The sequence below is a fragment of the Nonomuraea terrae genome, assembly GCF_004348995.1.
Taxonomy (GTDB): domain Bacteria; phylum Actinomycetota; class Actinomycetes; order Streptosporangiales; family Streptosporangiaceae; genus Nonomuraea; species Nonomuraea terrae.
Map to the genome: position 1 here is coordinate 1 of NZ_SMKQ01000174.1, position 19,363 is coordinate 19,363.

Here is a 19,363-nt window from a genome sequence, read left to right on the forward strand (position 1 = left end):
CAGGGCATCTTGTGGATGCCCGGGGTGGCCTTGCCGTCTATGGCGGCGAACAGGTGCTGGGCAGCGGTGCGGCCGAGGATCTCCAGGTTCATGTCGACCGTGGTCAGGGCGGGGCGGGTTTCCGTGGACAGGACTTCCCAGTTGTCGTAGCCGATCACGGCGATGTCGTCGGGCACGCGGCGCCCCCGCTCGCGGGCCGCCTCCACGAAGCCGGCCGCGATCTGGTCGCTGCCGCAGAAGACGGCGTCGATCGAGGGCTCCGACATCAGCAGCATCTCGGCGGCGTGCCGTCCCCACCGCTGGGACCACGCGCCCCACAACGTCCGGCCGGCCTGGGCGACGCCGGCCGCCGCCAAGGCGGAGCGCAGGCCCTCCTCACGGTCGCGGGCGGCCTTGTAGTGCGACGGGCCGGTGATGTGGGCGATGTGCCGGCGGCCGAGGGCCAGCAGGTGGCCGACGGCCATCCGCGCCGCCCCAACGTCGTCGGGAACGAACGACACGTCGCCCGGATCCTCCGACGGCGCGTACGCGTACACCACGGGAATGGGCAGGTCCTTGCTGACCGAGGGACGCGGGTCGGTGCTCTCGCCCACCACGATGAGCCCGTCGACCCGGCGGGACAGCAGCGCCCGCAGGTGGTGCTGCTCCCTGATGGCGTCGCCGCGCGCGTCGCAGAGCAGCACCGCCATCTCCCCGGCCCCGAACGCGTCCTCCGCGCCGAGCAGCACCGGGATGCCGAACCGGCCGACGCTGTCGGAGGTCAGCAGCCCGACCGTGCGCGTCTGCCCGGACAGCAGCCCCCGCGCGAGCGCGTTCGGCTGGAAGGACAGCTGCGCGGCGGCGGCGAGCACCCGCTCGCGCGTCGCGGCGCGGACGTCCTGCCGCCCGTTGAGCGCCTTGGACGCCGTGGCGATCGACACCCCCGCCAGCGAGGCCACATCGTTGATGGTCGCCCGCTTACCCGCCATACGTCGAAACCCTTTTCGGTGAAGTGAACTGGAGAGAACCCTAGCACCCATTGACAGGCGCTCATGTTTCTCTTACGTTTCCGAAAACCTTTAAGTCCAGGAGCGCATCATGAGACGAAGGCTGGCCGGAATCTCCCTCCTCGGTGTGTTAACGCTCACAGCAGCAGCGTGTGGCAGCGGCGGCGACGCGCAGCCCGCGGACGGTCCCGTCACGATCACGATGTGGACCCGCGCGGCCACCCAGGCGCAGAGCGAGCGCCTGGTCGAGGCCTACAACAGCAGTCACGAGAACCAGGTCAAGCTCACCGTCATCCCCACGGACAACTACCAGCCGCGCATCGCCGCCGCGGCCGGCGCCAGGCAGCTCCCCGACGTGTTCGCGGCCGACGTCATCTTCGTCCCGAACTACACCTCCCAGGGCCTGTTCCTGGACATCACCGACAGGATCGCGGCCCTGCCCTTCAAGGACGGCCTCGCCCCCTCGCACATGAAGCTCGGCACGCTCGACGGCCGGCAGTACACGCTCCCGCACACGCTCGACCTGTCCCTCTGGTTCTGGAACAAGGACCTGTACGAGCAGGCCGGCCTCGACCCGGAACGGGGCCCGAAGACGCTCAGGGAGTTCGCCGAGCACGCCACCACGATCCAGGAGAAGCTCGGCGGCGACGGCAAGGTGCACGGCACGTTCTTCGGCGGCAACTGCGGCGGCTGCTACGTCTTCACGTTCTGGCCCTCGGTCTGGGCGGCCGGCGGGCAGGTCATGAACCCCGAGGGCACGACCTCGCTCAACGACCAGCCCGCCATGCTGGAGGTCTTCAAGATCTGGCGCGAGCTGTACGAGAAGAAGGTCACCGGCCCCACGGCCAGGGAGGAGCAGGGCCCGACCTGGACCGGCTTCTTCCCGAAGGGCGAGATCGGCGTCATGCCGATGCCGTCCACCATGCTCGGCCTGATGCCGCAGGAGATGGAGATCGGCGTCGCCCCCATCGCCGGCCCCGACGGCGGCGAGTCCACCTTCGTGGGCGGCGACTCCATCGGCGTCTCGGCCACCACCCGGAACGCGGACGCGGCCTGGGAGTTCCTGTCCTGGACGGTCAGCGACGAGGCCCAGGTCGAGGTCATGGCCAAGAACAAGGACGTGGTGGCGCGCACCGACCTGGCCGGCAACAAGTACGCGGCCGAGGACCCGCGCGTGGTGCTGATGAACCAGATGGTGGGCAAGGGCCAGACGCCGTACGCGCTGCGCTTCGGCCAGACCTTCAACGACCCGCAGGGCCCGTGGCTGCGCCTGGCGCGTGAGGCGATGTTCGGCGACGCGTCGAAGGCGCCGCAGCTCAACGCCGACGTCACCAAGTCGCTCCAGCAGTGACCGTGACCAGCGGAACCGTGACCAGCAGAAAGGTCCAGGGCTGGCTGTACGCGGCGCCGACGGCGGTCATCGTGGGCGTGCTCTTCCTCGCGCCCCTGGTGCTGGTCGGGTGGATGTCGCTCAACCGCTGGCCGCTGCTCGGCCCGGCCGTCTTCAACGCGCCGGAGAACTATCTCGACATCGCGGGCAACACGCTGTTCGTGGACGCGGTGTTCTTCACGCTGAAGTACACCGCGATCACGACGGTGCTGCTGTCGCTGGTGGCGCTCGGCCTCGCGCTGCTGGTGCAGGAGCGCAGACCGGGCGTCGGGTTCTTCCGCACGGCGTTCTTCCTGCCGGGGGCGGTCGGGTTCGCCGCGGCGGGGCTGCTGTTCTACGGGATGCTGAACAACGACTTCGGCCCCATCGATCCCCTCCTCCAGACGCTGGGCATCACCGACGAGCCGGTCAGGTGGATCGGCACGCCGAACCTGGCGCTGTTCTCCACGATCACGCTGGTGTTGTGGCGCTTCGCCGGCTTCAACATGCTCATCCTGCTGACCGGCCTGCAGGCGATCCCGACCGAGGTGTACGAGGCCGCGCGCAGCGACGGCGCCAACCGCTGGCAGATCCTCACCAGGATCACGCTGCCGCTGCTGCGCCCGACGCTGGCGCTGATGCTCATCCTCAGCGTCACGGGCTCGCTGCTGGCCTTCGACCAGTTCTTCGTCTTCACCAACGGCGGCCCGGACAACAGCACGGTGTCGATGGTGATGGTCATCTACCGGGAGGCGTTCTTCCGGTTCGACCTCGGCGGGGCGGCGGCGCTGTCGGTGGTGCTGCTGGTGGTCCTGGTCGCGATCAACGCGCTGATGTTGCGGAGGCTGCGATGAGCCGTTACCTGACCCTGTCGGCCCTGGCGGTGCTCTTCCTGTTCCCGCTGGCGTGGAGCGGCTACGCCTCGCTGGAGGAGCCGTCCAACTACCTGCAGATGGCCCGCTTCGGCGAGGGGCTCGGCACGTACGCGGGCAACAGCGTGCTCGTGTCGGCCATGACGGTGGCGGGCACGCTGGTCGTCTCGGCGCTCGGCGGCTACGCCTTCGCCCGGTTCGACTTCCCGGGCAAGAACCTGCTCTTCCTCGCCACGCTGGCGATCCTCATGGTGCCGTACGCGACCATCCTCATCCCGCTCTACGTGCTGCTCGGCTACCTCGGCCTGCAGAACTCGCTGGTCGGGCTGGCGCTGGTGTTCGTGATGTTCCAGCTGCCGTTCGGGCTGTTCATGATGCGCAACGCGTTCGAGGCGCTGCCGCGTGAGCTGGAGGAGGCGGCGCTGGTGGACGGGTGCGGCACGTTCCGGGCGTTCTCCCGGATCCTGCTGCACGCCGTGCGGCCCGCGCTCATCACCGTCGGCCTGTTCGCGTTCCTCGCCTCGTGGAACGACTTCTTCGCGCCGCTCATCCTGCTCAACGACGGGGCGTCGTTCACGCTGCCGGTGGCGGTGTTCAGCATGACGTCGCAGACGATGGGCGCGATCGACTACGGCATGCTCCAGGCCGGCGTCATGGTCATGGCGGTTCCCTGTCTCATCCTCTTCATCGTGTTGCAGCGCCACTACGTGCGCGGATTCATGTCAGGAGCTCTGCGTGGTTGATCCCGTCCTGCCCTCATCGGGCGTCCTGTCCCCTCTCGGTCTCGACGCGGTACGGCTCTCACCCGGCTTCTGGGGCGACCGGGTGGCGCTCAACAACGACGTGACGATCGCCCACTGCCGGGAATGGGAGGAACGCGAAGGCTGGATCGGCAACTTCCGCGGTGAACGGCCCCGCCGCGGACGGGAGTTCAGCGACTCCGAGATCTACAAGCTGCTGGAGGCCATGGCCTGGGCCGGCCATCCGGGGCTGCCCGAGCTGGCCTCGACCGTGGCGCGGGCCCAGGAGGGCGACGGCTACCTCAACACCCGCTGGTCCGGCAGCCGCTACACCGACCTGGAGTGGGGCCACGAGCTCTACTGCTACGGCCACCTCGTCCAGGCCGGGGTGGCCCGGCTGCGCGCGTACGGCGAGGACGAGCTCACCCGGGTCACCATCAGGGCGGCCGACCACGTCTGCCGCCGCTTCATGGAGGGCACGCAGACGTGCGGGCACCCCGAGATCGAGATGGCCCTGGTGGAGCTCTACCGGGCCACCGGCGCCGAGCGTTACCTGGAGATGGCCCGCCGCTTCGTCGAGCGCCGAGGTCTGCCCGCGCTCGGCGAGATCCGCTTCGGCCGCGCGTACTTCCAGGACGACGTGCCCGTCCGGGAGGCGCGGGTGTTCCGCGGGCACGCCGTACGGGCGCTCTACCTGGCCTGCGGCGTGGTGGACGTGGCGGTCGAGACCGGCGACGAGGAGCTGCTGAAGGCCGTCGAGTCCCAGTGGGAGCGTACGGTGGCCCGGCGCACCCACCTGACCGGCGGCATGGGCTCGCGCCACCAGGACGAGTCGTTCGGCGACGACTTCGAGCTGCCGCCGGACCGGGCCTACAACGAGACCTGCGCGAGCATCGCCTCGATCATGCTGGCGCACCGGCTGCTGCTGGCGACCGGCGACGTCCGCTACGCCGACCTGACCGAGCGGACCCTGTACAACATGCTCGCCACCGGCGTGGCGCTGGACGGGCGGTCGTTCTTCTACGCCAACCCGCTGCAGGTGCGGGTGCCCGCCGAGCCGCTCGACGGGGTGAACCACGCGGCCGAGGGCGGGCTGCGCTCGCCGTGGTTCGACGTGTCGTGCTGCCCGAACAACATCGCGCGCACGCTCGCGTCGCTGCCCGCCTACCTGGCCGCGGCGGAGCGGGACGGGATCAGGATCCACCACTACACCCCGTCGGAGATCCGGGGCGGCGACCTGGCCGTCCGGGTGGAGACCGGCTACCCGTGGGACGGGTCGGTGCTGGTGCGGGTGCTGGCGGACGGGGCGGGGCGCATCGGCCTGCGCGTCCCGGCGTGGGCCTCGGACGCGACGCTCGCCCGCGGCGAGGACGTGCGGCCGGTCCGCCCGGGCTACGCCTACGCCGAAGGCCCGTGGCGGGCCGGCGACGAGCTGCGGCTGGAGCTGCCGATGCGGCCCCGGTGGACGTTCCCCGACCGGCGCGTCGACGCGCTGCGGGGGAGCGCGGCCGTCGAGCGGGGGCCGCTGGTCTACTGCGCCGAGTCGGTGGGCGACGAGCCGCCGCTCGTTGACCTGACCGCGCGCGTCGAGCCGCCCGCCGAGCACGTCGTGGACGGCGTGGTCGAGCTGGAGGTCCCGGCCGTGATCGGCGGCGCGGACGGCGACGGCTGGCCGTACGTTCCCGCGCCCGTGCACGGGGGTGGCACGGACGTCCCGCTGCGGCTGGTGCCGTACCACCGGTGGGGCAATCGGGGCCCCGCGACCATGCGTGTCTGGCTGCCCATCTGATCTGGCTGCCCGCCTGATCTGGCTGCCGTCTGAGGAGATGCACATGTGGAGACGACTGGCCTGGTTCGTGGTGCTGGCGTTATCGGCCTCCATGGCCGTGACCCCCGCCCACGCCGTGGACGACCTCGGGATGCCGGTGTTCACCGGCGGCGATCCGGTGCCCGACGAGCCCGTGGGCTACCACCCGCGGCGGATGATGCAGGAGATCTACGACAAGGAGAAGGGCGGCGAGTCGTACTGGATCGACCGCATGCTCGCCAGGCCGGGCAACGACCCGGCGGGCCCGTGGTTGATGTCGCGCGGGCGGGCGCTGTTCATGAAGGAGCACGACCCTTCGGTGCTCGGGTTCGGCGGCTTCGTGGCGTACTGGGAGAGCATCGACGACCGCGACGCGTACGAGATCTCGCTCGGGACGGCGCTGCGGGAGGACGTCTCCGAACGCCTGCAGATGCCCAGCCACTGGACGGGCCGGTACACCGGCGGCGGTCTGGAGGTCGGGGTGAAGAAGTTCATCACCCACGAGAACGTCGCCGTGACCACCCTGGAGATCACCAACACCGGCACGGAGCCGCGCCCGGTGCCCGTCACGGTGACCTCCCCGTACGCGAAGACGGCCGGCGGCGACCGCGAGCTGACCGGCGTCGTGACGGCGCGCAACCGGCTGACCACGATCTTCCCCCGGCTGAGCGGCGACGGGCTCAAGGCCGCCGACGGCACGCTGAAGGGCGAGGTGAGCGTCGATCCGGGTGAGACCGTGCGGACGAAGGTGCAGATGGGCTTCGTCACCGAGGAGCTGGCGCGCTCGCGCGCGGAGTACGACGGCTACAAGGGGCGTTCGCCCGAGCAGGCGCTCCGGCGGCACCTGCAGGACTACAACGCCTGGTGGGCCGAGAACGTCCCGTACATCGACGTGCCCGACGAGAACATCAAGAAGTCCGTCTACTACCGCTGGTGGCTGATGCGCTTCAACTTCCTGGACGCCGACATCCCGGGCAACGACTTCCAGTTCCCGACGTCGGTGGAGGGGGCGCTCGGCTACAACAACGCGATCGTGCTGACCGTGCCGATGTTCGTGCAGGACCTGAAGTACCTGCGGGACCCGATCTACTCGTACGGGCCGTGGGTGTCGGCGGGAGAGGTCTCGCGAAACTCGAAATATACGGATAACCCGGGCGATCCGGAGAACTGGTCGAACAGCTACACGCAGTACATCTCGGCCGCGGCGCTGGAGAGCTACCAGATCCACGGCGGGCAGCCGGCGATCCTGCGCAACCTCGCCCGCTACGCCGAGAAGGACGTCTACGGCCAGCTGGAGGCGTACGACTCCAACGACAACGGCGTGATCGAGTACGACTGGGAGGCCATGACCGGCAACGACGCCGACGCGGTGTCGTTCCACTACTACGACCGGGCGAACGAGCGGCTCGAAGGCGCGTACGTGTACGCCAACGCGACGGCGGCGGCGCAGGCGTACGAGCTGATCGGGGACGAGGCCAAGGCGGCCGAGATGCGCGGCGTGGCCGACAAGGTGAAGAACGGCATCCTCACCCTGCTCTGGGACGACGAGGCGAAGCTGTTCAAGCACCGCGACCTGCAGACGGGCAACCTGATCCCGTGGAAGGAGTCGAACAACTACATCCCGTACGCGACGGGGCTCGTGCCGACCGACGACCCGAAATATCGGGAGGCGCTCCGTTTGTGGGCCGATCCTGCGGAATATCCGATCTTTCCGGCTTATACCGCCAACCAGCGCGACAAGGCGGAAGCCGCCGAGGCCGGCCAGCCCGGCTCGAACAACTTCTCGCAGATCAACTCGACCCGGAACTTCGCGCTGTTCTCCAAGGCGATGCGGCAGTACGCCAACCCGTACATCACCGCTGAGCAGTACAAGCAGCTGCTGTACTGGAACGCCTGGGCGCAGTTCGTCGGCGGCGACACCCGCTACCCCGACGCCAACGAGTTCTGGGCCGACTGGGACCAGGAGAGCAAGACCATCGGTTACCGCTCCTGGATCCACCACACGATTCTCGGCAGCAGCAACTGGACGGTCATCGAGGACGTCATGGGCCTGCGCCCGCGCTCGGACGGCAAGGTCGAGCTGTGGCCGGTCGACATCGGCTGGGACCACTTCACCGTCAACGGCGTCAACTACCGGGGCGCCGACCTGACCATCGTCTGGGACAAGCCCGGCGACGGGACCGTCCACTACAAGGGCGTGCCCGAGGGCTACTCGATCCTGGTCGACGGCAAGCGCAAGGTCACGCTGTCGGGCCTGGCGCACGCCGTCTGGGACCCGGCCACCGGCCGCGTCGAGGGCGGCCAGGTCGTGCACGCCGAGAAGGCGCCCTCGCTCAAGACGCCCGCCGAGGTGAAGCTGCGCGGCGAGCGCGTCGAGGACCTGTTCCAGAAGGCCGGCGTGGACCTCACCTCCACCCGCCCGAATCTGGTCGAGTCGGCCACCGCCTCCCACGGCGACCCGGCCGGCGCGGTCGACGGGTTCACGATCAACGAGCCGTACTGGGGGAGCCAGGGCTCCGGCGAGTCGCGGGACTGGCTGGAGGTGGACCTCGGCACGGCGAAGAAGGTGGACCAGGTCAACCTGTACTTCGCCAACGACCGCCGGCCCGGCGGCTACAGCGAGCCGGCGTTCTACTCGGTGCGGTACCGCGACGGCGACACCTGGAAGGACGTCCCCGGCCAGGTCAGGAGCCCGGCCTACCCGAGGGCGAACCTCAACGAGGTTCGCTTCCCCGCCGTCACCGCGGACAGGCTCCGGGTGCTCGTCACCCACCGGCCCGGCCACGCGACCGGGCTGAAGGAGGTCCAGGCGTACGAGGCCGGCGGCAAGCCGGGTTCGGCGGCCAACCGGGCGCCGTACGTGCTGGCCGTGCCGGACCCGGCCTTCAACCGGCCGGGGCAGGCCAGGATCGAGGCCGTGGTCAAGGACGACGGCCTGCCGGAGGGCACGCTCACCACGCAGTGGTCGAAGGCCGAGGGGCCCGGCGAGGTGTTCTTCACCGAGCCGGCCGGCACGACCACGGTGGCCGCTTTCTCCGAGCCGGGGACGTACGAGCTGGAGCTGACCGCGAGCGACGGCGCGAAGCGGACGAGCGCCAGGGTGACCGTCACCGCCGGAGCGCAGGGCGATCAGGCGAACGTGGCCCCGTATGCCACGCCCACCGCCTCCTACACCTCGCCGTGGGAGCAGGTCACCGCGGTCAACGACGGCATCGACCCGCCGCGCTCCAACGACGGCGCCAACCCGCGCTGGGGCACCTGGCCGCAGCAGGGCACGCAGTGGGTGCAGCTCGCCTGGGACGAGCCCGTCCGCGTGGACAAGGCCGAGGTGTACTTCTTCGACGACGGCGGCGGGGTGCGCGTGCCCGCCTCGTGGAAGATCCAGCACTGGGACGGCGACTCCTTCGAAGACGTCACCGGCGTCGAGTCCTACCCGAGGGCGGTGGACGCGTACAACGCGGTCTCGTTCGACACGGTGACCACGTCGCGGCTGCGGGTCCAGCTGGAGTCCGGCGGGGCGTCGGTCGGGCTGCTGGAGGTCAAGGCGTACGCGGTCCCGCCCGACTCCGTGCGTCCGGTGCACGTGCCCACGCTCGTGGACACGCTGCCCGAGCTCCCGGACACCGTCGAGACGCAGTACGCCGACGGCGCCCGCGGCCGGGCCGCCGTCACCTGGCAGCAGGTGACGCCCGGCCAGGTCGACACGGCGGGCACCAGCTTCACCGTCACCGGCCTGGCCGAGGGCGTGCGCGGGCCCGCCCAGGCCACGGTGTACGTCCGCGCCACGTCGGCGGTGACGATCACCTCGATCGCGGAGGAGGCCGTCACGACCCGGACCGGGGTCGCACCGGCGCTGCCGGCGACGGTGGTCGCGACGTACAACGACGGTTCCAAGGACAGCTCGGTCGCCGTCACCTGGAAGCCCGTGGCCCCTGAGCGGTACGCGCAGCCGGGCCTCTTCACCGTGACCGGCCAGGTGCCGGGGACGACCGTCCCCGGCAAGGCGACGGTGACCGTCCGCTGACTCCTCTCCCTGTCCTGGCCCCCATGCGCGGGCGCCAGGACAGGGAGCTCTTTCCATCCTGTCGCCGTGACCTTTCTCGGCAAACGCGAAAACGCATTGCCGCACTTGTTCTCAGAACGTATGGTTGTGCGCTTGTGATCGCAGTGGTGGAGCGGGTCCTGCCTGTCCGGCTGGGGGCAGGATTCCGGTGGTTGCTGGCGTCGAGCTGGCTGACGAATCTCGGTGACGGGGTCGCGGCCGCGGCGGGTCCGCTGCTGATCGCGACGTTGACTCGCGACCCGCTGATGATCGCGCTGTCGGCCCTGGTGAGCTGGGCTCCGCCGCTGCTGTTCAGCCTGTACGCGGGCGTGCTGTCGGATCGGTACAACCGGCGCAGTATCGTGCTCGTCGCCAACGCCGTGCGGGCCGTGGTGCTGGCGGCGCTCGTCGCGCTCATGGTGACCGGCACCGTGACCGTGGCGACGGCGCTGGTGGCGCTCACGCTCCGGTCCATCGCCGAGGTGTTCGCCGACAACGCGACGGCCACGCTGACCCCCATGATGGTCAGCAAGGACGATCTCGTCGTCGCCAACGCCCGCCTGGGCACGGGGTTCATCACGCTCAACCAGCTCGCCGGGCCGCCCATCGGCGCGGCACTGTTCGGCCTGGGCCTGGCCTGGCCGTTCGCGGGCCAGCTGCTCCTGGTGGTGGCGGGGATCGTCCTGGTCGCCCGGATCACGTTGCCGCCGCACGGCCGGCCCGCCGACGATCTCAGGCCCAACGCCGGGCGGGAACTGATCGCCGGGTTGCGCTGGACCATCCGGCACGCGGCGGTCCGCACGCTGGCGCTCACCATCCTGATCTTCAACTTCACGTTCGGCGCGGCCTGGTCGGTTCTCGTCCTCTACACCCAGGAGCAGCTCGGCCTCGGCGCCCTGGGCTTCGGTCTGATGACCACCATCGGCGGGATCGGCGGCCTGATCGGCACCGGCCTGTACGGGGCCATCACCCGCAGGGTGAGCCTCGGCGCGCTGATGCGGATCGGACTCATCGTAGAGACGTTCACTCATCTGGGCCTGGCCCTGACCCATTCGCCGTGGGTCGCCGGGGGCATCTTCCTGGTCTTCGGCGCGCACGCGTTCATCTGGGGCACGACCTCGGTCACCGTCCGCCAGCGCGCGGTCCCGAGCGAACTGCAGGGCCGGGTGGGCAGCGTCAACAGCGTCTGCAGCTACGCCGGTCTGGTGGCCGGCTCGTTGATCGGCGGCGTCCTGGCCACCCACTTCGGTGTCGCAGCCCCCTTCTGGTTCGCCTTCGCCGGCTCCGCGGTGTTCGTGGTGCTGCTCTGGCGACCCCTCATGCTCATCGCCCACGACGACTGAGAATCCGCGGTAACGGGGTGGAAACGCCGAGGGGATCGATGCCGACAAGGCGTCATAATCCTGTCCGGTGGGAGGCGGGAGCCGGGACCGGAGAGGCGGGCAAGCGCACATGGCCGAGACCCCGGTGGAACGCGACACCACGAGCGGGGAACCCGGCTCAGCGCGCCCTGCCGCGCTGCCTGACTCAGCGACCTCCGACGGGAGGGCTGGTGGGGACGGCTTGGCGGTCTCGGCCGAGCGGAGGCGTCCCTGGGTGACGGCGGCGCTCGTCGTCGCCACCGCCATGGCGGTGGCCTCGCCGGTGCTCGGGGTCGCCGCGATCCTCCTCTGGGCCGGCCTGCCGCCGGAGTGGACGCCCGCCAGGACCGTCTCCCCGCAGTCGGCCGTCACCGTGACCTTCCCCGCAGTCGGCGCGTTCCTTCTCTACCACCGGCCCCGGCTCAACATGGCCTGGCTGATGTGCGCGGGCGGCTTCGGCGCCGCCGTCAGCGACCTGTCCAACGCGCTGATGTTCCGCGCCGCCGCCGACGGCGAGTTCGCCGTCGCGGGCTGGTTGCGGCTGCCGACCCACGTCGGATGGGCGGTGTGCGGCCTGACCCTCACGATGCTGCTGCCGCTGTACTCCCCGGACGGCCGTCTGCCGTCGCCGCGCTGGCGGCCGGCGCTGCTGCTGGGCTGCGTCGCGATCACCGCGGCGACGGTCAGGAACGTCTTCCGCTCGCCCCCGCCCGCCGAGGGCTACCCCTACCCGCAGGTCATTCCCAACCCGCTGAGTGTCCCGGCGCTCGACCCGTACTCCGACGTGATCGCGACCGTGGGGTGGGCCGGCATCTACACCGCGATGGCGCTGGCCGCGCTGTCGATGGCGGTGCGGATGCGGCGGGCGGACCCGGTGGTGCGGCGGCAGATCGGCTGGCCGCTGTTCGCGTTCTCGGGCTACATCGTCTTCCTGGTCGCGAGCGCGGTCTCGGAGGACTTCCGGTGGCCGGCCGTCGCGTGGGCGGCCGTGATCCCGTTCGCGGTGGCGTTCGCGGTGATGCGGTACCGCCTGTACGGGATCGACACGGTGGTCAGCCGCGCCTTCGTGGCGACCGGCGTGGTGGTCGTGGTCAGCGCCGTCTACTTCGGCGCCGGCACGCTGTCGAGCCTGCTGGTCTCCGGCTACGACCAGGTGGCGGGGGTCGCCGCGGCGTTGTTCGCGGGCGCGTTCTTCCAGCCGCTGCGCCGGGCGCTGCAGCGGGCCGTGGACCGGCTGCTGTACGGCCCCGTCGGCGACCCCGGCGTGCTCGCCGAGCGCCTGACCCAGGCCGTCCGCCGCGGCGACCCGGCCAGGGCGCTGACCTCGGTGGTGAGCGTGCTGCGCGACGGTCTCGCGGTCGAGGGCGTGGCCGTCGAGGTGGCCGACGGCGAGCCGCGCTACGTCGAGAGCGGCCGGGCCGGCGGCCGTCCCCGCGAGGTGCCGCTGGTGTGGCACGGCACACGCGTCGGCCGCCTGCTCGTCGGCCCGCCCGGCCCGCGCCGCTTCCCGGCCGCGCACAACGAGCGTGTGCTGGCCACGCTCACGCCGTACGCGGCGGACGTGGCCCACGCCGTGCGGATGGCCGCCGACCTGCAACGTTCGCGGGAGCGCATCCTCACGGCCCGCGAGGAGGAGCGCCGCCGGCTGCGCCGGGACCTGCACGACGGCCTCGGCCAGACGCTGTCGTCCCTGGCGATGACCATCACCATGGCCCGCATGACGCTCAAGAAGTCGCCGGAGGCCGCCGACGAGCTGCTCGGCGACCTGCACGCCGGCATGAGCGCGGTCACCCAGGACATCCGCGAGCTGGTCCACGGCCTGCGCCCGCCCGCCCTCGACGACCTCGGCCTGGCCCGCGCGATCCGCGACCTGGCCGGCCCCGCCGACGTCGTGGACGCCGAGGGCGACCTGTCGGACCTGCCCGCGGCCGTCGAGGTGGCGGTCTACCGGATCGTTCAGGAGGCGCTGACGAACGTCCGCAGGCACGCTCACGCCACGCACGCCCGGATCATGCTGCAGCGGGAGCCGGAGGTGCTGCGCGTGCTGGTCGAGGACGACGGCCGGGGCCTGCCCGCCGCGCCCCACGCCGGCGTCGGTCTGGGCTCGATGCGCGAACGGGCGGCCGAGCTGGGCGGCATCTGCGTGGTGACGGGGGAGCCGGGCGCGGGCACCCGTGTCGAGGTCATGCTGCCCCTGCCCGTCTCCGTCGGGCCATGAGCATTCGCTCATGCCAGGCGCGCGATCATGTATTGGTGTCATGAGGGTGCCGCTCCCATAGTGGACCGCATGCACCGTTCGCTGAAGGTCGCGGTCGTCGGTGACCGCGACGAGACGTTCCGCCCGCACGTGGCCACCGACGAGGCGCTGCGCCACGCCGCGGCCGCGCTCGGCGTCGAGGTGGAGATCCGCTGGCTCCCGACCGCGCCGCTCGAGACCGACCTGTCCGGCGTGCGGGCCGCCGACGTGCTGTGGTGCGCGCCGGGGAGCCCGTACACGAGCCTGACCGGCGCGCTGGCGGCGCTGCGGCACGGCCGCGAGCACGGCGTCCCGACGCTCGGCACGTGCGGCGGCTGCCAGCACATGGTGATCGAGTATGCCCGCAACGTCCTCGGTTTCCAGGACGCCCAGCACGCGGAGTACGACCCGTACGCCTCCCGCCTGTTCGTCTCCGAGCTGACCTGCTCGCCCGCCGGCAAGACGATGCCCGTCACCCTCGCCCCCGGCTCCCGGGCGGCCACCCTCTACGGCGGCACGCGCACCGAGGAGCGGTACTACTGCGATTTCGGCATCGACCCGGCCCACCAGCGCACACTCCACGACGGCGGCTTCCCCGTCACCGGCGAGGACGACGACCGCGAGGCCCGCGTCCTGGAGCTGCCCGACCACCCGTTCTACCTGGCCACGCTGTACGTCCCGCAGACCCGCTCGACTCCGGACGCCCCGCACCCGCTGGTGGTCGGCCTGCTGCGAGCGGCGCTGTGACGTTCACCCAGCTCAGGATCCTGCGGGCGGTCGCGCGTACGGGGAACATGACGCGGGCCGCCGAGGAGCTGGACACCACGCAGTCGGCGGTCAGCCACGCGCTGCGCGCCCTGGAACGCGAGCTGGGCGTCACCCTGCTCGCCAGGGGCGGCACCGGGGTGAGCCTGACGGCGGCCGGGCGTGCCGTGTGCCACCGGGCGTCGCTCATCCTCACCCAGCTGGAGGCTCTGGAGCAGGAGGCCGCCGCCGCTCGCGGGGACGACGCCGGCAGTCTGCGCGTCGGCGTCATCCCGAGCGCCAACGCCCGCCTGCTGCCGCCCATCCTGCGGGCGTACGGGCAGGCGCATCCGCGCGTGCGGCTCACGGTGATCGAGGGCTCGGACGACGAGGTGCTGGAATGGCTGGTGACCGGCGCCGTCGACGTCGCCACCGTGACCGCCACTGGGCCGGGGCTGACCACGTTCCCGCTGGCCAGGGACCGGCTGCTGGCCGTGCTGCCCAGCGGTCACGGGCTCGGCGCGGGGCCTGAGGTGGCGGTGACGGATCTGGCGCGGCAGCCGTTCATCATGTCGACGGGCGGGTGCGAGCCGTTCATCGCAGAGCTGGCCCGGCAGGCGGGCGCGAGCCTGCGCTGCCATTACCGGGTACGTGACACGGGCAGCATCCTCGCGATGGTGGCCGAAGGCCTCGGGGTGAGCATCATGCCGGAGCTGTCGCTGCCGGCCCGGTTCCCCGGCGTGGCCGTGCTGCCGGTCGTGCCGCAGGCCGTCCGTACGGTGCTGCTCGCCCTTCCCGCCGACCCGCTGCCGGTCGCCGCCGCCTTCGCGGAGCTGGCACGTTCCTTCGCGTGATCAGTCGCGCAGGGCGGGCAGGCCGGCGGCGAAGGCCGACAGGGCGCGGACGAGCGTGGGCATCAGATCGGGGCAGTTGGCGGCCAGCTCTGGGTCCTCGGCGTAGACCTGGGCGAGGGCGGGGGAGGGGTTGGCGGCCGGGTAGAGCATGCCGGCCATCCCGGTGGCCACGGCCGCCAGCTCCTGACCCTCGCGTTCGGTCAGGCCGGTCCCCCGGGCGATCCGCGCGCCCAGCTCGGCGACGGTGCTCAGCACCGTGTGCTTGAAGGCGCGGGCGGCCGGGACGGACACGTTGTGTTCCAGGGTCGTCGCGGTGTGGGAGAGCAGGTCGCAGAAGAGCGGCCGCTCCACCAGCGTCTCGGCGAGCGCGGACATCGCCTCCGCCGTGCCGCCCGCCGCGGCCACCCGTGCGCCGGCCTCGGCGGCCCACTCGCGCCACTCATCGGCGGCCAGCTCCAGGTAGATCTCCTCGCGGGTGCCGAAGTAGCGGACGACGTTGGACTTCGCCAGGCCGACGGCCGAGGCGACCGCCCCCAGGCTGACGTTGCGTACGCCAGAGCCGCGGGCGAGCTCGCGCGCGGCGGCGAGGATCGCCTCGCGCCGCTGCTGCTTGTGCTCGGGCCGCCGGGCTCGGAGAAAGTCCGACCTGGTCATAACGCTCCACAGCATACGTGGGCCCATTTAAGAGAACACCGTTGCCTTGTTAAGGAAACAGCGTTCTGTTAGCGTCCGGCATGACATCGGCTTCTGGGAGGACGGCGAGTGACCGAGATACGGATGAAGGTGAACGGCGCCGACGAGTCGCTCGACGTGGAGCCGTGGGCCAGCCTGCTCGACACGTTGCGCGAGCGCCTCGGGCTGACCGGCACCAAGAAGGGCTGCGACCAGGGCGCCTGCGGCGCGTGCACGGTCCTCGCGGACGGCGTGCGGATCAACGCCTGCCTGGCCCTGGCCGTCCAGTACGACGGCAGCGAGATCACCACCATCGAGGGCGTGGACCACCCGCTGCAGGAGGCGTTCATCCGCCACGACGGCTTCCAGTGCGGCTACTGCACCCCCGGCCAGATCTGCTCGGCGATCGGCATGCTGGCCGAGCACGCCGCCGGAATGCCGTCCGCGGTCGGCGCGACCGGGCTCACCGAGGACGAGATCAGGGAGCGGATGAGTGGCAACCTGTGCCGCTGCGGCGCCTACAACGGCATCCTGGACGCGATCATGGAACTGAGATGAGACCCTTCGCGTACGTCAGGCCCGCCGACGTCGAGGCGGCCGTGCACGCTGTCGCCACCGAGCCGGGCGCGAAGTTCCTCGGCGGCGGCACCAACCTGGTCGACCTGATGCGCGAGGGCATCGAGCGGCCCGACACCGTGGTCGACGTCACCGGACTGCCCCTCGACACGGTGGACGACCTGCCGGACGGCGGGTTGCGGATCGGCGCGCTCGTCCGCAACAGCGCCCTGGCCGCCGATCCGCGCGTCCGCGCCCACTACCCGATGGTGCCGCAGGCGCTGCTCGCCGGAGCCTCGCCCCAGCTGCGCAACATGGCGACCGTGGGCGGCAACCTGCTGCAGCGCACCCGCTGCCCGTACTTCTACGACACCGCCTCGGCCTGCAACAAGCGTGAGCCGGGCGCCGGGTGCGACGCACTCGGCGGGTTCAACCGGGGGCACGCGATCCTGGGCGTGAGCGAGAGCTGCATCGCCGCGCATCCGTCCGACATGTGCGTGGCGCTGGCCGCGCTCGACGCCGTCGTCGAGGCACGCAGCGTGCGCGGCACACGGCGGATCCCGATCGAGGAGTTCCACCGGCTGCCCGGCGACACCCCGCAGGTCGAGACCGCCCTCGCCTCCGACGAGCTGGTCACGGCGGTGGAGCTGCCCGCCGTCCCGGTCGCCGCCCGCTCCCGCTACCGCAAGGTCCGCGACCGGGCGTCGTACGCGTTCGCGCTGGTCTCCGTGGCGGCGGCGCTGGAGGTGCGCGACGGCGCGGTGACGGGCGTTCGGCTGGCGCTCGGCGGGGTCGCGGCCAAGCCGTGGCGGGCCCGCGCGGCCGAGGAGGCGCTGCTCGGTGGCCCGGCCGGCGAAGAGGCGTTCCGCCGGGCGGCCGAGGCCGAGCTGGCGTCGGCGAACGTCCGGCCGGGCAACGCGTTCAAGAGCCGGCTCGCCGAGGCCACGATCGTCGCCACGCTGAGAGAGCTGAGCACGGAAGGGGACGCGGGATGAGCACGAAACTCGCCGAGGCCGGGCAGGCGGAGGCCGTCCGGCACGTCGGGCGCCCGGTCGACCGCTCCGACGGCCCCGCCAAGACCACCGGCGAGGCCAAGTTCGCGGCCGAGTTCCCGTACCCGGACCTGGCGCACGCGGCCCTCGTGCACGCCACGATCGCGCGGGGCCGCGTCACCGCCGTCGACACCGAGGCGGCCCGTGCCGTGCGAGGCCTGATCGACGTGCTCACCCACGAGAACGCGCCCGCGATGCGCCCTCTGTCGAGACTCAACCTGGGCTCGTTCATCAAGGGCACGACGGTGAACTACCTGGCCACCGACGAGGTCCACTGGAACGGTCAGCCGATCGCCGTGGTGGTGGCCGAGACGCCGGAGGCCGCGCGGCACGCGGCCTCGCTGGTGCGGGTGACGTACGAGGAGTCGCCCGCGGCGTGCGACTTCGCCGCCGCGGAGCCGGACGCCGTCCCGCAGAAGGGCAACGCGATCATGCGGAGCGCGGCGGACAAGGGCGACGCCCACGCCGCGCTGGCCGACGCGCCCGTCAAGGTCGACCTGCGCTTCACCACGCCGCCGCACAACCACAACGCGATCGAGCCGCACGCCACCACCGCCGTCTGGCAGGGCGACCGGCTCACCGTGCACGACGCCACGCAGTCCATCGCGTTCCTGCGCAAACACCTGGCCATGCGGTTCGGCGTGCCGGAGCGCAACGTCCGGGTGATCGCGCCGTACATCGGCGGCGGGTTCGGCGGCAAGGGCATGGTCTGGGCGGGCACGCTGCTGGCGGTGCTGGCCGCCAGGGCGACCGGCCGCCCGGTGCGGCTGGCGCTCACCCGCGAGGCCGTCTACCACACGGTCGGCGGGCGCACGCCGAGCACGCAGCGGGTGGCGCTCGGCGCCGGCCGCGACGGACGGCTCACGGCGCTGATCCACACCAGCGTGGCGCGCTCGGGCGGCATGCCCGAGCAGATCACCTCCGCCTCCCACCATCTGTACGCGGCCCAGAACATCCACCTGCGCCAGAGCCTCGTCCGCCTCGACCTGCTGCCCCCCACCGCGATGCGCGCCCCGGGCGAGTCGATCGGCACCTTCGCCCTGGAGTCGGCCGTGGACGAGCTGGCCTGGGAGCTCGGCATGGACCCGATCGAGCTGCGCATGCGCAACGAACCCGATCGCGACCCGCTCACCGGCAAGGCGTTCTCCCACCGGATGTTGCGGGAGGCGTACGCGCTGGGAGCCGAGCGGTTCGGCTGGCGCGAGCGCGACCCGCGGCCCGGCAGGATGCGGGACGGCCGGTGGCTGGTCGGCATGGGGGTGGCCACGGCCTACCATCCGACGCTGCGCATGCCGGCGAGCGTGACCGTGCGGCTGGGCGCCGACGGCACGGTCGTGGTCCGCTGCGGCCTGCACGAGATCGGGGTGGGCGCGGCGACCGTACAGGCCCAGATCGCCGCCGACGAGCTGGGCGTGCCGCTGGAGTCCGTACGCGTCGAGCTCGGCGACTCCGATCTGCCGAACGGCCCCATGGCGGCAGGGTCGGGGCAGACCGTGAGCGCGGCCGGGAGCGTGCTGGCCGCCTGCGACAAGCTGAAGCGGCAGATGCTGGCGCTGGCCGGGCCTGCGCTGCGGGGCCGGCGGCCGGAGGAGGTGGAGGCCCGCGACGGCGGCCTGTTCCATGGCGGGAGCGGGCGGACGTACGCGGAGATCCTGGCAGCCGCCGGGCGCGACCATGTGGAGGCGGCGGTCAAGGGCGGCTGGACGGGGTTCCTCGCCAGGACCGCCCGCGATGGCAGGCGGTGGGTGCGGGCGGCGTCAGGGGCGCAGTTCTGCGAGGTGCGCGTCGATCCCGACACCGGCGAGGTACGCGTGTCGCGCTGGCTCGGCGTCTTCGACGTGGGACGGGTGGTCAACGCCAAGACGGCGGCCGGTCAGCTGCGCGGGGGCATCGTCATGGGCATCGGCATGGCGCTGTCGGAGCAGGCGCTGGTCGACCCCCGTACGGGCCGGGTGGTGAACCCGAGCCTGGCCGAGTACCACGTGCCCGTGCACGCCGACATCCCCCGCATCGACGTGCACTATCTCGACGACCCCGACCCGACCATGCCGCTCGGGCTGCTCGGGGTGGGCG

The 19,363-nt window shown here is 71.7% G+C and carries 14 protein-coding genes; 12 read left to right on the forward strand and 2 right to left on the reverse strand.

Annotated features, from left to right (window positions below; all coding sequences use genetic code 11):
* A partial coding sequence (locus E1286_RS35935) for a LacI family DNA-binding transcriptional regulator (RefSeq protein WP_132619825.1) occupies positions 1-968 on the reverse strand: 968 nt, incomplete at its 3' end.
* A gap of 109 nt (positions 969-1,077) precedes the next feature.
* Between E1286_RS35935 and E1286_RS35940 the strand changes: the two genes are divergently transcribed.
* From E1286_RS35940 to E1286_RS35980, 9 genes are all read left to right on the forward strand, one after another.
* The gene (locus tag E1286_RS35940) at positions 1,078-2,337 is read left to right on the forward strand and encodes an ABC transporter substrate-binding protein (RefSeq protein ID WP_132619827.1); all 1,260 of its coding nucleotides are present in this window, start codon (positions 1,078-1,080) and stop codon (positions 2,335-2,337) included.
* A gap of 2 nt (positions 2,338-2,339) precedes the next feature.
* On the forward strand, positions 2,340-3,209 hold the full coding sequence (locus E1286_RS35945; protein WP_246075472.1) for a carbohydrate ABC transporter permease: 870 nt from the start codon (positions 2,340-2,342) through the stop codon (positions 3,207-3,209).
* Positions 3,206-3,970 (forward strand): carbohydrate ABC transporter permease, encoded by a 765-nt coding sequence (locus E1286_RS35950; protein WP_132619831.1) that lies wholly within the window; start codon positions 3,206-3,208, stop codon positions 3,968-3,970. The genes E1286_RS35945 and E1286_RS35950 overlap by 4 nt, the downstream gene beginning before the upstream one ends.
* Positions 3,963-5,756, forward strand: a complete 1,794-nt coding sequence (locus E1286_RS35955; RefSeq protein ID WP_132619833.1) for a glycoside hydrolase family 127 protein — start codon at positions 3,963-3,965, stop codon at positions 5,754-5,756. Before E1286_RS35950 ends, E1286_RS35955 begins: the two co-directional genes overlap by 8 nt.
* Positions 5,757-5,799: 43 nt before the next feature.
* Entirely contained in the window at positions 5,800-9,798 is a 3,999-nt protein-coding gene (locus E1286_RS35960; RefSeq protein ID WP_132619835.1) for a discoidin domain-containing protein, read from the forward strand.
* A gap of 134 nt (positions 9,799-9,932) precedes the next feature.
* Positions 9,933-11,159: an MFS transporter gene (locus E1286_RS35965; RefSeq protein ID WP_132619837.1), complete on the forward strand. Its 1,227-nt coding sequence runs from the start codon at positions 9,933-9,935 to the stop codon at positions 11,157-11,159.
* 253 nt (positions 11,160-11,412) lie between these two features.
* A complete protein-coding gene (locus E1286_RS35970; protein WP_246075473.1) occupies positions 11,413-13,395 on the forward strand; it encodes a sensor histidine kinase in 1,983 nt (660 codons plus the stop codon).
* A gap of 69 nt (positions 13,396-13,464) precedes the next feature.
* On the forward strand, positions 13,465-14,160 hold the full coding sequence (locus tag E1286_RS35975; RefSeq protein ID WP_132619839.1) for a CTP synthase C-terminal region-related (seleno)protein: 696 nt from the start codon (positions 13,465-13,467) through the stop codon (positions 14,158-14,160).
* Positions 14,157-15,011 carry a LysR family transcriptional regulator gene (locus E1286_RS35980; protein ID WP_132619841.1) on the forward strand — a complete coding sequence of 285 codons (855 nt, stop codon included), beginning with the start codon at positions 14,157-14,159 and terminating at the stop codon, positions 15,009-15,011. The genes E1286_RS35975 and E1286_RS35980 overlap by 4 nt, the downstream gene beginning before the upstream one ends.
* On the opposite strand, the gene E1286_RS35985 is transcribed toward E1286_RS35980, so the two are convergent.
* Positions 15,012-15,665: a TetR/AcrR family transcriptional regulator gene (locus tag E1286_RS35985; protein ID WP_132619843.1), complete on the reverse strand. Its 654-nt coding sequence runs from the start codon at positions 15,663-15,665 to the stop codon at positions 15,012-15,014.
* A 123-nt stretch (positions 15,666-15,788) separates the two neighbouring features.
* Here E1286_RS35985 and E1286_RS35990 point away from each other — a divergent pair, with 123 nt between their 5' ends.
* The 3 genes from E1286_RS35990 to E1286_RS36000 all read left to right on the forward strand — a co-directional run.
* The gene (locus E1286_RS35990) at positions 15,789-16,241 is read left to right on the forward strand and encodes a (2Fe-2S)-binding protein (RefSeq protein ID WP_187368267.1); all 453 of its coding nucleotides are present in this window, start codon (positions 15,789-15,791) and stop codon (positions 16,239-16,241) included.
* Positions 16,238-17,233, forward strand: coding sequence for an FAD binding domain-containing protein (locus E1286_RS35995; RefSeq protein ID WP_132619847.1), 996 nt, complete (start codon positions 16,238-16,240; stop codon positions 17,231-17,233). Before E1286_RS35990 ends, E1286_RS35995 begins: the two co-directional genes overlap by 4 nt.
* Positions 17,230-19,363 (forward strand): xanthine dehydrogenase family protein molybdopterin-binding subunit (locus tag E1286_RS36000; protein ID WP_132619849.1); only part of this gene is annotated, 2,134 nt, incomplete at its 3' end. The genes E1286_RS35995 and E1286_RS36000, both read left to right, overlap by 4 nt.

Excerpts from the sequence above, each read along its gene's own strand:
- E1286_RS35940 (WP_132619827.1), top strand. The coding sequence starts at position 1,078 with ATGAGACGAAGGCTGGCCGGAATCTCCCTCCTCGGTGTGTTAACGCTC.
- E1286_RS35950 (WP_132619831.1), top strand. The coding sequence starts at position 3,206 with ATGAGCCGTTACCTGACCCTGTCGGCCCTGGCGGTGCTCTTCCTGTTC.
- E1286_RS35960 (WP_132619835.1), top strand. The coding sequence starts at position 5,800 with ATGTGGAGACGACTGGCCTGGTTCGTGGTGCTGGCGTTATCGGCCTCC.
- E1286_RS35975 (WP_132619839.1), top strand. The coding sequence starts at position 13,465 with ATGCACCGTTCGCTGAAGGTCGCGGTCGTCGGTGACCGCGACGAGACG.
- E1286_RS35985 (WP_132619843.1), bottom strand. The coding sequence starts at position 15,665 with ATGACCAGGTCGGACTTTCTCCGAGCCCGGCGGCCCGAGCACAAGCAG.
- E1286_RS35990 (WP_187368267.1), top strand. The coding sequence starts at position 15,789 with ATGAAGGTGAACGGCGCCGACGAGTCGCTCGACGTGGAGCCGTGGGCC.
- E1286_RS35995 (WP_132619847.1), top strand. The coding sequence starts at position 16,238 with ATGAGACCCTTCGCGTACGTCAGGCCCGCCGACGTCGAGGCGGCCGTG.